Origin of the sequence: Rhizobium sp. R634 (genome assembly GCF_002211305.1) — a bacterium.
Taxonomy (GTDB): Bacteria; Pseudomonadota; Alphaproteobacteria; order Rhizobiales; family Rhizobiaceae; genus Rhizobium.
Genome location: NZ_LOKW01000010.1, coordinates 38,952 through 51,969, shown reverse-complemented (window position 1 = coordinate 51,969; position 13,018 = coordinate 38,952). Strand labels below are relative to the sequence as shown.

General features: G+C 61.9%; 18 protein-coding genes. 9 read left to right on the top strand and 9 right to left on the bottom strand.

Features of this window, described 5'->3' with window-relative positions; all coding sequences use genetic code 11:
- Positions 1–2: 2 nt before the first annotated feature.
- Both ATY77_RS13315 and ATY77_RS13310 read right to left on the bottom strand, forming a co-directional pair.
- A complete protein-coding gene (locus tag ATY77_RS13315) occupies positions 3–572 on the bottom strand; it encodes a DUF488 domain-containing protein (RefSeq protein WP_088687713.1) in 570 nt (189 codons plus the stop codon).
- Positions 572–1,033 carry a DUF2231 domain-containing protein gene (locus ATY77_RS13310; RefSeq protein WP_088687712.1) on the bottom strand — a complete coding sequence of 154 codons (462 nt, stop codon included), beginning with the start codon at positions 1,031–1,033 and terminating at the stop codon, positions 572–574. The genes ATY77_RS13315 and ATY77_RS13310 overlap by 1 nt, the downstream gene beginning before the upstream one ends.
- A 342-nt stretch (positions 1,034–1,375) precedes the next feature.
- Between ATY77_RS13310 and ATY77_RS13305 the strand changes: the two genes are divergently transcribed.
- Positions 1,376–1,921: a DUF2087 domain-containing protein gene (locus ATY77_RS13305; RefSeq protein ID WP_088687711.1), complete on the top strand. Its 546-nt coding sequence runs from the start codon at positions 1,376–1,378 to the stop codon at positions 1,919–1,921.
- 16 nt (positions 1,922–1,937) lie between these two features.
- On the opposite strand, the gene ATY77_RS13300 is transcribed toward ATY77_RS13305, so the two are convergent.
- Positions 1,938–2,135 (bottom strand): hypothetical protein, encoded by a 198-nt coding sequence (locus ATY77_RS13300; protein WP_088687710.1) that lies wholly within the window; start codon positions 2,133–2,135, stop codon positions 1,938–1,940.
- 137 nt (positions 2,136–2,272) lie between these two features.
- Between ATY77_RS13300 and ATY77_RS13295 the strand changes: the two genes are divergently transcribed.
- Positions 2,273–2,656 carry a VOC family protein gene (locus ATY77_RS13295; protein ID WP_088687709.1) on the top strand — a complete coding sequence of 128 codons (384 nt, stop codon included), beginning with the start codon at positions 2,273–2,275 and terminating at the stop codon, positions 2,654–2,656.
- 13 nt (positions 2,657–2,669) lie between these two features.
- Here ATY77_RS13295 and ATY77_RS13290 read toward each other — a convergent pair whose 3' ends face one another.
- Positions 2,670–3,200: a dihydrofolate reductase family protein gene (locus tag ATY77_RS13290; RefSeq protein WP_088673520.1), complete on the bottom strand. Its 531-nt coding sequence runs from the start codon at positions 3,198–3,200 to the stop codon at positions 2,670–2,672.
- 193 nt (positions 3,201–3,393) lie between these two features.
- On the opposite strand from ATY77_RS13290, the gene ATY77_RS13285 reads away from it, so the two are divergent.
- Positions 3,394–3,735, top strand: coding sequence for a hypothetical protein (locus tag ATY77_RS13285; protein WP_141103925.1), 342 nt, complete (start codon positions 3,394–3,396; stop codon positions 3,733–3,735).
- A gap of 19 nt (positions 3,736–3,754) precedes the next feature.
- Here the strand turns inward: ATY77_RS13285 and ATY77_RS13280 are convergent, their stop codons facing one another.
- Together ATY77_RS13280 and ATY77_RS13275 are read right to left on the bottom strand one after the other, a co-directional pair.
- Positions 3,755–4,114, bottom strand: coding sequence for a VOC family protein (locus ATY77_RS13280; protein WP_088687707.1), 360 nt, complete (start codon positions 4,112–4,114; stop codon positions 3,755–3,757).
- Positions 4,115–4,142: 28 nt separating this feature from the next.
- Positions 4,143–4,643: a GFA family protein gene (locus ATY77_RS13275; protein WP_088687706.1), complete on the bottom strand. Its 501-nt coding sequence runs from the start codon at positions 4,641–4,643 to the stop codon at positions 4,143–4,145.
- Positions 4,644–5,038: 395 nt separating this feature from the next.
- On the opposite strand from ATY77_RS13275, the gene ATY77_RS13270 reads away from it, so the two are divergent.
- The 5 genes from ATY77_RS13270 to ATY77_RS13250 all read left to right on the top strand — a co-directional run bounded on the left by ATY77_RS13270 (position 5,039) and on the right by ATY77_RS13250 (position 9,903).
- Positions 5,039–6,829: an ABC transporter ATP-binding protein gene (locus tag ATY77_RS13270; RefSeq protein ID WP_088687705.1), complete on the top strand. Its 1,791-nt coding sequence runs from the start codon at positions 5,039–5,041 to the stop codon at positions 6,827–6,829.
- Between the two features lie 273 nt (positions 6,830–7,102).
- Positions 7,103–7,861, top strand: coding sequence for a prolyl oligopeptidase family serine peptidase (locus ATY77_RS13265; RefSeq protein WP_088687704.1), 759 nt, complete (start codon positions 7,103–7,105; stop codon positions 7,859–7,861).
- 139 nt (positions 7,862–8,000) lie between these two features.
- Entirely contained in the window at positions 8,001–8,693 is a 693-nt protein-coding gene (locus ATY77_RS13260; RefSeq protein WP_088687703.1) for a hypothetical protein, read from the top strand.
- Between the two features lie 141 nt (positions 8,694–8,834).
- Positions 8,835–9,221 (top strand): nuclear transport factor 2 family protein, encoded by a 387-nt coding sequence (locus tag ATY77_RS13255; RefSeq protein WP_088687702.1) that lies wholly within the window; start codon positions 8,835–8,837, stop codon positions 9,219–9,221.
- 100 nt (positions 9,222–9,321) lie between these two features.
- Positions 9,322–9,903, top strand: coding sequence for a dienelactone hydrolase family protein (locus tag ATY77_RS13250; RefSeq protein WP_088687701.1), 582 nt, complete (start codon positions 9,322–9,324; stop codon positions 9,901–9,903).
- A gap of 17 nt (positions 9,904–9,920) precedes the next feature.
- Here ATY77_RS13250 and ATY77_RS13245 read toward each other — a convergent pair whose 3' ends face one another.
- The 3 genes from ATY77_RS13245 to ATY77_RS13235 form a co-directional block, all read right to left on the bottom strand.
- The gene (locus tag ATY77_RS13245; RefSeq protein ID WP_088687700.1) at positions 9,921–10,892 is read right to left on the bottom strand and encodes a DMT family transporter; all 972 of its coding nucleotides are present in this window, start codon (positions 10,890–10,892) and stop codon (positions 9,921–9,923) included.
- 65 nt (positions 10,893–10,957) lie between these two features.
- On the bottom strand, positions 10,958–11,308 hold the full coding sequence (locus ATY77_RS13240) for a DUF2200 domain-containing protein (RefSeq protein ID WP_088687699.1): 351 nt from the start codon (positions 11,306–11,308) through the stop codon (positions 10,958–10,960).
- Positions 11,309–11,396: 88 nt separating this feature from the next.
- The gene (locus tag ATY77_RS13235) at positions 11,397–12,272 is read right to left on the bottom strand and encodes an alpha/beta hydrolase (RefSeq protein WP_088687698.1); all 876 of its coding nucleotides are present in this window, start codon (positions 12,270–12,272) and stop codon (positions 11,397–11,399) included.
- A gap of 97 nt (positions 12,273–12,369) precedes the next feature.
- Here ATY77_RS13235 and ATY77_RS13230 point away from each other — a divergent pair, with 97 nt between their 5' ends.
- The gene (locus ATY77_RS13230) at positions 12,370–12,966 is read left to right on the top strand and encodes an ABATE domain-containing protein (RefSeq protein ID WP_245314333.1); all 597 of its coding nucleotides are present in this window, start codon (positions 12,370–12,372) and stop codon (positions 12,964–12,966) included.
- Positions 12,967–13,018 lie beyond the last annotated feature (52 nt).

Below are 13,018 nucleotides of genomic sequence, written 5' to 3'. Positions count from 1 at the left end.
CCTCAGCCTCCAGGCGGATAGCGCAGGCCGTCTTCGGCCGGTATCGCTCCGTCGGTGATTTTTGCGGGCTGCACTTCGTCCGTCCCCATGAGATGGAAGACGGGCCGGCCGGCATCGATCAGGTAATCGGCGATGATCCGGCGGTGGCACCGCCACCAGACGGACTCGGCACACATGATGGCAGTGCGCCGTTTCGCCGAAATCGCTAGCAGTTGGAGCAGCCCCGCCCGGAACTCCGGCGATAAGGCATAATCGGCATAATTGTGAAAGCTGCGATTGGTCCAGAAGCCGTTTGCCTCCTCGGGAATGCCGGATTTTTTGCGCAAGCCGCCGAGTTCGGCAATCCTGGCATAGGCAATCTGGTATGGCGCGAGTTCGCTGCCGAGCACGTCCTCATTATATTGAGGATTGGCGCGCGAGCGCGGCATGCGGCGCACGTCGATCACGAGTTCGACCGCTCCGCAACGCAGGAGATTGACGAATTCGGCGATCGTCCGTGTCGAGTGCCCGATCGTGAAAACGGACGGGACATCACGGCTTTCCGGACCTGGCGGCGAAGCGGCCGTCCGCATCAGCGCGTCGTCTTCCCCGGCTCCTCGCTGACACCGACGCGATGCCGATAGACCATCTCCCAGCCCTTCCAGCCATTGAACAGGAGGATCGCCGTGGCGACCAGGGACAGCACCAGTCCGGTGGGCACGATGAAATCCGGCCCCTCGGCCAAACGCCGCCAGAGATTGACGGCCTCGATCAGAACAAGAACCAGGTTGCCGACCATGTGAAACCAGGCATCGCGCAGGCCGCGAATGCGGCTGTCGCCGAAAAAGTCGATGAAGCCGGCGATTGCGGCGAGTGCCGCCATGACAAGTCCGGCGCCGAGCATCCAGTTCGCCGCCGCCGCCCAGGCCGGGTCACCCGAGCGGGCGTAGACGATGTCGACGACGAGCGTTCCGGCGAAGGCTGCGACCGGAAAGGGGATCAGCATCGGATGGATCGGATGGCCTGCTATGCTGAACGTACTTTTCGGGTTCATCCTGTCTCTCTCCATGCCACACAACGCGCCGGATGGCAGCTGTCGCCCCCTAACATCCAGGAGGCCTCATCTGTTCCGTTCCACGCCGAGATAAGCTGAAGCCAGGCAAGGGAGCGGCGATCGGCGTGAAAAGCCATCGCGGCCGCCGCCGCCTGAACCGCAGTTGAAATATCGACGTCCCGGTGCTAATCGCAGTGTCGGGTCTGCAGTTCACCCAGGCATCGCCGTTCTCCGGAACACGCTAAACCTGACAGGTAAGACGATATGGACACCGATCCCGTGCCATGTCGGAAGGGCGATCACCGATAATCCATCTGGAGCGGCACGACCAAAGGATAGGTCATGTCCAGAACACGCATTCCGCTCAATGTGAGCGACACCTCCGCATTCGCCAAATCGCTGCGGGCGCAGCTCTCCGCGCATCCGGGGCTTCCCTCGCATCTGCATTTCCTCAACATGCTGGCAAGAGCCGCCGGCCACGGCAATTTTCAGAGCCTGCGCGCCAGGGCCGATGCCGGGAACGAAGAAGCCGTGCCGGCGCCCGCCCCCGCCGCCGGGCGGGAGATCGACCGCAAGCTGATCGACCGGGTGCAACGCAGCTTCGACGATCAGTTTCGCCTGACCCGCTGGCCCTCCCGACGCATGGACCAGATAACGGCGCTCTGGCTTCTCTGGTCGCAAATGCCGGCGGCGCGAGACATGCCGGAAAAGGAAATCAACGTGCTTCTCAAGGAAAGGCACCTGTTTGGAGATCACGCCCTGCTGCGGCGCGAGCTCTGCGAACTCCGGCTGATGAACAGAACGCGCGACGGCAGCGTCTACAGGCGCATCGAGCGGCCGATGCCGCCGAACGCGGCCGCAATCCTGCGTCTGCGCTCATCCCGCTGACGGCCAGGCCCGCCGCTCATTCCTGTTTCGTCTCGTCGTCCGCATCCTGCTTGCGGCGCGACCGCAGATTGCCGAAACCCATATAATGGTCGGCATCGGAGGTGTTCCAGCGGCCGGCAAGGAAGATGATGGTGACGGCGGCGGCGATGATGAGCAAGGCATAGATCATGTCCATGCCCCGCATGTAGCGCGCCGCGCGCGGCCGGACAGTCATGCTCCCGTCGCCCTCAGAAAAACGGCCGGGATGATCCAGGCATTCCGGCCCGCAGGCTTGCGTTCTGTGCCTGGGCGATTTTCCAACCGGAGCCGGATTTGATAAACTCCCCTTCCGTCCAACCTTGCGAGGCAGCCATGGCCGACGAGACAGTCAATGTGCGCTACATGGTCGAGAACGTCGAGGCGTCGGTGGAATGGTACGTCACCCATCTCGGCTTCTCCCTGATCTCCAAACATGCGCCCGCTTTCGCCGATGTCAGGCGCGGCGCCTTGCGTCTGCTCCTCAGCGGTCCGGCGAGCTCGGCCGGCCGGCCGATGCCCGATGGCGAGCAGCCGGCGCCCGGCGGCTGGAACCGCATTCACCTGGTCGTCGATGATCTCTCAGCCGAGGTGGCGCGCCTGCGCGCAAGCGGCGTCCGCTTCCGCAACGATGTGGTCACCGGGCCGGGCGGCGCGCAGATCCTGATCGTCGATCCCTCCGGCAATCTCGTCGAACTCTTCCAGCCCGCGCAGCAATAGCCCCCGCGCGGCATCAGGCCGGAGCGTAAACCAGCCTGATCACATTCTCGTCGATCCGGTCATGGCTGAGAAGCCGCAGCGGCGGCCGGGGTCCGGCGAAATACGGCGTGCCGTGGCCGAGCACGACGGGATGCAGATAGATGATATATTCGTCGATCAGCCCGAGTTGGGTGAGGCTGTAAGCCAGCTGCGGGCCGGCCACTTCGATCTCCCCGTCCCGCTCGGCCTTCAAGGCCCGCATCGCACCCTCGAGATCGCCTTGAACGAGAATGGCGTTCGGCCCCACAGACGTCAGCGAGCGCGAAACGACCCATTTCGTCTGGCTCCGCCATGCCGCCGCATATTCCCGCTCCGGCGCACCCCATTCCGGATGCTCGTCGTCCCAGTAGCGCATGATCTCATACATCGTGCGGCCATACACGCTGCCCGCCTGCTGCTGCGCCGACTCGATGAAATGGCGAAAGAGCACCGGGCTCGGCCCAAACGCCATATGATCGACGTAGCCGTCCAGCGACTGGTTCATTCCGAACACGAGCTTGGCCATAGCCACTTCCTTTCCCTGGAGGGCACATCCGTGCGGAGCTTGTCAGCTTATGCGATGGAGCCAAGCTAGCGCGACTGCTTTTGTTTTGCAATTGGTTTACGTCCGCATTATGGAGAAGCCCGGCTTAACGATCTGCTTCCGCTTTCTTAAATCTCGCTTGGTAGCCTGCGGCTATCAGACCTGCGGGGCTCCAATGGACATAGGCGATTTCACGACGTTTGGATTTGCGGCGATACCAATCATCTTGGTCAGCGCTCTCCTGACGTATCGTCAACTCGCCAAGGGCAGCTTCAGGCTCGAATACACCTGGCTGATGATCAAGATACTGGCCATAACCCTAGCGATGACGGCTCTCGGCCTGTGCTATTGGGGCGATAGCTGCACCACCAGCGACTCGTTGAAAGGCCTGTTCGCGCTGATAGGGCTTGTCGGGCTCTTTCTCTCGTTCTTCGTCGTACCCGTGATCGGCGGCGGCCTGGTTGGGCAGGCCCTTGCCTGGCTGACGTGGCGTACGTTCAAACGCCTGAACGCTTGAAGAGGCGCGGCCTTCGCCGTCATCCCTTCGCTGGCTCCCAGAGCTCGATCGGATTACCCTCAGGATCGTGAATCCGCGCAAAGCGACCGACTTCGGAGTCCCACTCGGCCCGCGTTTCCACAGCGATCCCGCTTGCCTTGAGATTTGCCATCAGCCCATCGAGATCATCAACCCTGAAGTTGATCATCCACTGTTGTTCTGCTCGTCCGAAATAGTCGGTATCCCTGGAGAAGGGGCCAAAAATGGTCATCCCCGCCTCCTGCTGCCAGACGGATTTGTGCAGGTCGGCAATCCCAAGATGCCTCTCATACCACGCGGCAAGCCTGGCCGGATCCGCCGCCCTGAAGAACACACCGCCAATTCCCACGACCTTCGGCATGCTGCCTCCCGCTGTTTCAGAGGTGATCTCAGCGATCTCGCCCCGTCACCGCCCATTCAGCGGTATCGTGATCCGGGTGCTGGTTGCTGCTCTTCTTGATCGCCGCCGCCCAGTCGGCGCCGTTGGTTTCGGTTGCGCCGGTATTTTCGATGGCCGTGATCGTATCGAACCATGTCACCATGTTCTCGGTGCAGGTGTTGGCATGCGGCGGGAAGGCGTGCGGATCGTCGAGCGAGCCGATCATCAGGTTGGTGCGGCCGTTTTCGAGGTGGTGGAAAAACAGCGGAGTGCCGCAATTGGCGCAGAAGCCGCGCTCGACGAGCTCCGAGCTCTTCCAGACGCTCGGCTTCCCGCGTGTCCAGCTCAGCGCATCGTCGGGCGCGGCGACGAGCGCGGCAAAGATGCCGCCCGAGGCTTTCTGGCACATGCGGCAATGGCAGAGATGCGAATTGTCGAACATCGCGGTTGCGCGGTAGCGCACGGCGCCGCACTGGCAGCCGCCGCTTAACTCCATCTCGATGCGTTTCATGCTTCTCCTCCCCGATAGGCCGGCAGGCCTAATCTTTTAGGTTGTCGTCTTTTGATCGTCCAGACGCCAAATTGTGTCGTTTCCGCATCACTTTCCGTCAGGTTGTAATTTCCTGCTTGGCAATGGCGAAATGCTCGGCTACAAGATGTCCACCGCTCCAGATCGAACAAAAGGGAGGCGTTGAATGACAGTATCGATCATCGAAACCTCCCCCCGTGGAATGCTCCGACAGTAGGTCATTCCCATTCGCGGCCCGCCTTGAGCGCGCCCGTGCGGTTTATTCTTCCTTCACAGCCCGATTGATCTGACGGGATCACTTCGTCTCCCGCGTGGGCTGTGTCTTTTAACTCTCGATTTTGAGGACCGGCGCCGACACGTGCCCGGGGCTGAATAAAATGACTCGCAAGAAGCTCGATTTCCGCGCCGATGCCTATCGCCAGGTGCTCGGCTTTGTCTTCCATCACTGGCGCCACCGGAAGGCATTGGTGAGCACGATCATCGTGCTCGTCGTCGCCAGCACGCTCGCCGAAGTCATGGTGCCGGTCTTCTCCGGCCGCATCGTCGATGCCATCGCCGGCGGCAATGCGGCCGATGGCGCCCTCAGCGCCTTCGCCGTCGTCGTGGTGCTGGGCTTCACCAGCGTCGCGCTGCGCTGGTTCATTTTCAACGGCATCATCCGGCTGACGCTGCGCATCATGGCCGATGTGGTCAATAACGGCTTCCACAAGGTGCAGCGCTTCTCGACCGACTGGCACGCCAACAGCTTTGCCGGCTCGACGGTGCGCAAGATCACCCGCGGCATGTGGGCGCTGGATTCGCTGAACGACCTGTTGCTGGTCGCCCTGCTGCCGTCGATCGTCATGCTGGTCGGCGCCAGCATCGTGCTCGGCAGCTACTGGCCCGTCATGGGCCTGTTCGTCGCCTTCGGATCGCTGGTCTATATCGGCGTCACCGTGGCGCTTTCCATGGGCTTTGTGTCGCCGGCGGCAAGGCTTGCCAATGCCTGGGACACCAAGCTTGGCGGCGCGCTCGCCGATGCCATCAGCTGCAATTCGGTGGTCAAGGCCTTCGGCGCCGAGAAGCGCGAGGAGACGCGGCTCAATCACGTGCTCGCCAAGTGGGACAGCCGCACGCGCCGCACATGGAAGCGCGGCACGACGAGCGGCACCATCCAGGGCTTCATGATGGTGTCGATGCAGGCAGGCATTCTCGGAACCGGCCTCGTCATGTGGCGGCAGGGCCTGGCGACGCCTGGCGACATCACCTTCGTGCTGGCGATGTTCTTCGTGCTGCAGGGGTATCTGCGCAATGTCGGCCAGGATATCCGCAACCTGCAGCGCGCCGTCAACGACATGGAAGAGCTGGTGCTGCTCGACAAAATGCCGCTCGGCATCGAGGACAGGCCGAACGCCATGCCGATCGAGATCGGCGCCGGCGAGATCGTCTTCGATCGCGTCACCTTCCAGTATGGCGCGCATCCCACGCCGCTTTATGAGGACTTCTCGGTCATCATCAAGCCGGGCGAGCGCGTCGGCCTGGTCGGCCATTCCGGCTCGGGCAAGACGACCTTCGTCAAGCTCATCCAGCGCCTCTACGATGTCAACGCGGGCGCAATTCGCATCGACGGGCAGGATATCGCCGAGGTCAGGCAGGCGAGCCTGCGCGGCCAGATCGCCATCGTCCAGCAAGAGCCGATCCTGTTCCACCGCACGCTGGCGGAAAACATCGCCTATGGCAGGCCGAACGCCACGCGGCGGGAGATCGAGCAGGCGGCGAAACAGGCCAATGCCCACGGCTTCATCATGGAGCTTCCCAAGGGCTATGAGACGATGGTGGGTGAGCGCGGCGTCAAGCTCTCGGGCGGCGAGCGGCAGCGCGTCGCCATCGCCCGCGCCTTCCTGGCCGATGCACCGGTGCTGATCCTCGACGAGGCGACCTCGAGCCTCGACAGCGAGAGCGAGGTGCAGATCCAAGAGGCCATGGAACGCCTGATGGACGGCCGCACCACGCTCGTCATCGCCCACCGCCTGTCAACGGTGCGCGCGCTGGACCGCCTGCTCGTCTTCGACAAGGGCAAAATCGTCGAGGAAGGCGACCACCAGGCACTGATCCGCCTCAACAACGGCATCTACCGCCGCCTGTTCGAGCGCCAGGCGCTGGAACTGACCAAGGGCCTGGTGGCTTAATTGGAATGCCGGGGCTGACGCCCCGGCGTCTCTGCGACTGACGAGGATCGGCCAACCTCTCCTTCCGTCATGCTCGGGCTTGTCCCGAGCATCTGCCTCCGTTCGACAGGGCAGCAGATCCTCGGCACAAGGCCGAGGATGACGTCGAGGTTTGCGGACAACCGAAACGCGAGGCCACGGCTCTCAAACCACGTCCGCTTCCACCAAAACCACAGATTGACAACCTCCCATGCCTGCCTATCGTCGGTCGGCGAAGAAAACCTGGCGGTGCCTATGCCTGAAGTGACGCGACATCTGATCGATCGAGGCGATGGCGCTGCCGTCGAGCTTTTTCAGGTTACAGCCACCAGTGCCGCGCCGGCAGGCGCAATCCTGTTCGTCCACGGCAATCAGGGCGGCCTTCGCCTCGGCGCGAAGGAATTCGCCGATAGCGGAGCCTTGCTTCGCTTTTCGTGCGGCTTGAACATCACGGCGGCAGCCGTCTCACAGCCCGGCTTCGGCGCTTCGGACGGCCCGGCCGATGTCTGCGGTCCATCCACCCAGCGGGCGATCATGGCCGCCCTCGCCTTCCTGAAAGAACAACCCTCCGTCGCTCGCGAGCGCATCGTCCTCTACGGCAACAGCAGGGGCGCCGTCGCTTCGGCCATGGTCGCCGCCGAGCTTCCCGATCTCAGAGCCGTCATTCTCTCAAGCGGCGTCTATGATCTCGAAGCTGCCTTTGCAAGCGGTCCGCCCGGCCTGCAACGAGCAATCGAAACCGAAGCCGGCCTGTCGAAGCAAGCCTTTCTTTCGCGCTCGGCCCTGCACCATGCGCATAAGATCCGGTCGGAGGTACTTCTCCTGCATGGACGGCACGACGACCGCGCGCCCCTCGCCCAGGCCGAGAAATTTGCCGAAGCACTGTCCGACGCCGGAGCCCCGGTCAGTCTCAGCATCTTCGAATGCGGGCATCGTATCCCGCGCGAAAACTCCCAGTCAGTCCTCCGGCCGTTCCTGCAAAGCATATTCGATCCTGCCGTGACCTATCACTAGGCTCGCATGGCGGCTCTTCCGGAATCAGGTCCGACGTTGTCCGATATGCCACAACCGGACATTGCCTCCATTTCGCAACGTTGCTAGGCATGGTCAATTTCAGTCTCCCGATCATACCTGGACCCTCCTGCGAGCACATATGAAATTCGTCGTTATTATGTTGGCTGTACGTGTCATTTTCGCTCTTCTGATCATAGCCGCCGTCGTAATTCTCTTTCTCGGAATACGCCGCCTCTGGCGCCGAACGCAGCCCGATCAACCCGTTCGGAGAGGTCTCATCGTAGCTCTCGGTCTGGGGGCTCTCGCATCGCCCTTCATTGCTATGAAAGTTGCGGAGCGAAACTACGTTCTCGCCCGCGTTCCGGAACCGCTCGAAGTCGCCGAGATCGAATATCGTCTGGAAGAATCCTGGGGCGCCGGTTTCATGCCCGGGGACAACGAGACCGGTTTCGTTGTCTATCGGCTGACCGACGAAAGCGCAGACTGGGCGCGCAAACAGGGAAACCGGCTGGGTAATATGCTTGGCGGAGCAAAAGGATCGTGGCGCCAAACGCCTGTCGATGACAGCAGCGACGAAACAGCCACAAGCCTATGGCATCCCTACGACCGCGATGCCGATATGGTTGCAGCAGGGCTCCCCTTGCGCCACCCTCCCACGATATTCGAATATCTGGAAAAATACGGCTTCGGCATCCCGATCGAGAAAGGGCGCGACCAAGAAGCCGACCAGGCAATCCAGTCAGGTGAATCCTTCTACTCCTATGGAAAAGGCGGCAGCGTCACGATCGTTGATCCGGGTCGGGGCAAGGTTTATTTCGCCTATGCCGGATGATCATCCGCCACCATTGATATCGCATCATTTTTTTTGATCCGCTCCCTCCTTTGCTCGGCGCGTTGACCTATCTCTGTGAAGCCGGCGCGCATTCTGCATGCGCACTCGCGGCGTCCAACGATAACCCCTCAGGAGAAAAGAATGACAGGCAGTGCCCAGACGGAAGAAGACCGCATCCGCGAAACCGAACGTGCCCGGCTGCGCGCCCTCGTCGAAGCCGATATGGCCACGGCCAAACCTCTTCATGCCGAGGATTTTCAGTTGATCACGCCGATCGGCCTGGCCCTGTCGCGGGACGAATATCTGGGCGCGATTGCGTCGGGGAGCATCAAATATCTCAGCTGGGAGCCGGGCGATATCGCCGTGCGCCTTGATGGCCGCACCGCTGTCATCCGCTACCGCGCGCGGCTCGAAGTCATCTTCAACGGCCATCATGTCCCGTCAGCGGAATATTGGCATACCGACACCTATGAGCATCGCGACCGATGGCGCGTGGTCTGGTCGCAGGCGACGGCCATCAGCCGTTAAACCAATCCAGGCAAAGCGGCGCCGATGTCGATCCCCCCCTTCCCGGCAAGACAATGACGCCTTAGGGTAAGGCGCCCGATCACCCACGGAGACACCCCATATGGCCGAGGTCTTGCTGTTCCATCACGCCCAAGGGCTGACCCCGGGTGTGCGCGCCTTCGCCGATGGCATCAGGGCCGCCGGTCACACCGTGCATGTGCCTGATCTGTTCGGCGGACGCACCTTCCCGAGCATCGACGAGGGGCTCGCCTATATCGGCGAGATCGGATTCGACGACATGCGGGAGCGCGGTGTCCGCATCGCGGATGACCTGCCGCCTGCGCTGGTCTATGCCGGCTTCTCCTTCGGCGTGCTGCCGGCGCAGAAGCTGGCGCAGACGCGGCCCGGCGCCCGCGGCGCCCTGCTCTTTCATTCCTGCCTGCCGATCAGCGGCGAATGGGCCTTCGGCCCCTGGCCGGAGGGTGTCCCGGTCGAGATTCACGGCATGGACAACGACCCGATCTTCGCAGGCGAAGGCGATATCGACGCCGCCCGCGAAATTGTCGGCAAGGTCGAGGACGCGGAGCTTTTCCTCTACCCCGGCGACCGGCACTATTTCGCCGACAGCTCCCTTCCCTCCTACGACGCGGATGCGGCAGCACTCCTCACCGCCCGCGTGCTCGAGTTCCTGGCTCGCGTCTGAGCGCATTGCGCTCGTCCTCAGGCCTTGGTCTCCCCGGCTCTGGTCGCCGGCTTCAGCAGGATGATGAGCAGCAGGCCGGCGACGATAAGGGCCGCGCCTTCGAGATGATAGCGTTGCAGCTGTTCGCCGAGGAACAGGTAGGCGAGCACGGCGATAAAGATCGTCTGGATGTAAAGCAGCACGCCCGCCCGCGCCGCGCCCAGGGCCTCGATGCTGCGATTGAAGAGATAATACATGACCGCGCCGCCCGGGATCGCGACATAGCCGAGCGCGATGAGGCCGCTCGTATTCAGCGTCGAGCGCTCGTCCAAGACAAGCTCGAACAGGTAGAAAGGCAGCGCCGTCAGCACCGCCGCCCCGAGGAGGAGCACCAGGAGCGCAAGGCGATTCAGATCGAATTTCGCCCGGCGCAGCAGGACGGTATAGAGGCTGAAGCAGAACGCGCCGGCAACAATCCACAGCTCTCCGGGATTGAGGTCGAGCCGCAACAGCGCAGCCGGGCTTCCCTTGACGATGATGACCACGATCCCGAGAAAGGCGAGGATGGATCCGATCACCTGCCAGCGCCCCATCGGCTCGGCCAGAATGAAACGGGCGAGAATCATGGTGAGGATCGGGATCAGCGCGATGATGATGCCGGCGGTCGTCGCATCGGCATGTTCGAGGCCGACGAAGATCAGGCCCTGGCAGATCCCAAGCCCCATGCCGCCGATGGCGAGCAGCTCGAGGCCGCGAGCCCGCATGAGCGCGACCATGGCGCCGAAATGCCGGTGCACGATCGGCAGCAGGATCGCCCAGGCGATCAGCACGCGCCAGAAGCAAAGCGCCCAGGGCGGCATCTCCGAAGAAACCCATTTCGCGGCGATATAGACGCCGGCCGACAGCAGCCAGCAGAAAATCCCCACGGAATAGGCCCCTGCAAGCGAACCGCCCGCCGCCCGTTCCGTCCCGACCGTGTCACGATGGACCGCCAAGACATGTATCGCCATGGCCCAGTTATGCCACAATTCCTAGGCGCTGCACAGATGAGGAGCAGCCCGGCGCGCCCGACCGGCTATGTCCGCAAGATCTTCGCCATCGCCTTGCCTTTGGCCAGTTCGTCGATCAGCTTGTCGAGATAGCGGATTTCGCGCATGGTCGGCTCTTCGATCTGTTCCACGCGCACACCGCAGATCAGGCCCGTGATCGCCGCGCGGGCCGGGTTCATCCGCGGCGCCTGCGCAAAAAAATCCTCGAAGCTGGTATTGCGCGCCAGCTCTTCTGCCAGCGTCTCCGGGCTGTGTCCGGTCAGCCAGCAGATGATCTCATCGACCTCCGCCTTCGCCCGTCCCTTCTTCTCAGCCTTGGCGACATAATGGGGATAGACGCTGGCGACGCCGACCGAATAGATGCGATGCTTCGTCATATCTCCTCCTGGACCTGCCGTTTGAAGTCACGGCTGAACGGGCGCGCGGTCTGAACACGTATAGCGTCTGCGGCACTCCAGATCAGGATCAGCCTGATTGCGCGTTCACAACGAACTCGCGCATGAGTGCTGCGCATTCTTGATGGTGCGTCTCCAGCAGGAGGTGCGCCCCATGGTAGATGTGCATGTCGATGCGGTCGAGTTCGCGGGCGTAGGCAAGAACCTCTTCGATCTCGAAATATGGGTCATGCCTGCCCCAAAGCAGCAGCGCCAAGGGCTGATATTCGCAATGATAGGCCGAGATATCGGGAAAGCGGCTGACGTATCGCCCATAGTCTTCGAAGATGCGGAATTGTATATCGACGAGACCTGGCCGGCTCATCCGCTCCCAATCGAGATGCCAGCCCTCTGGAGGGAACTGCGGTTTGAGTCTTTCCGGGATGTCACCAACATAGGTATGCCGCACCCCCTCGAAGTTTAGCCATTTGGGGAGTTTTTCTCGGTTCTCCGGAGTGGGATCGGACCAGTAGGCCTTGTTGGCGTCCCAGTCCGGACCCAGGCCTTCCTGATGGGCATTGCCATTCTGGATGATGAGCCCCAGCACGCGGTCGGGACGGGCAAGTGCCAGAGAGTAAGCGACAGGCGCACCGAAATCATGGATATAGAGGAAGAATTGCTCCATCCCGATCTCTCGCATCAGAGCGTCGATCGTCCGCGCCATCGCCTCGAATGTGTACTCGTAATCGTCGGGTGCCTCCGTGAATCCGAACCCGGGCAGATCGGGCGCAACGACCCATGCCACCTCGGCCAATGGGCTGATGACGTCACGGAAGCTATATGATGAGCTGGGTTGACCGTGGAGAAGCAGAACGCCGGGCGCGTCTCTCGGCCCCGCCTCGCGATAGAACAGCTCCACCCCATCCACGACGACCGTGCGATGATGGGCCTTTTGAACGTCCAACATGTCAGTCCTCCTGCTTACATTCTAAAATGAAACCTGTTAGCATGATTTATCCGGTTACGCATGTAACCGTTCAACGAGCCATAAGGGGTTAAGTTCCGTGTCGAGCGATCACACGATCTGGGTGGCGGAACATTTTATCGGCGGCCACCCCGCACTGGATTTTTCGAACGCCGTCTTTGACCGGCGCAACCCACCGGCGCACAATGAGCTCTTCAACTCGGCTCGGGATGTCGGGACCTGGCTGCTCGCTGCAGGGTTGGCGAAAGAGGATGAAGCAGGCGCGGTAGCGGAATTGCGAGATCACCGCTTCCTCGACGAAGTTCATGAGATCCGTGAGTCGTCCTATGAACTCTTCAACGCGATTGCCGAAAGTGAGGAGCCGCCATCACAGTCGCTTGGTCTTTTATTCTCAAGCGCAGCCCGCCTGCTGCAAACCCGGCAGGTCGGTTGGGACGGGACGCTCCTGCATCTCTCTTCCGATCAATGGAAAAATCCTGCCGCGGTGAGCGCATTTTTTGCACAGCTGTCGATCGAAGCTTTTTTTACCTTGCCGCGCGCCAGGATGCATGCCTGCCCCCGATGTGGCTGGCTTTTTGTGGACACTTCGCGAGGGGGGAAGCGCCGCTGGTGCAACATGCGGATTTGCGGGAATCGCGAAAAGATCACCCGCTATCGAAGTCATTTTGCATTTTGACCGGCCCATTGCCGCAGTCGTCTTGAGCCCTAAGTCATAGGGCCGCCAGGAG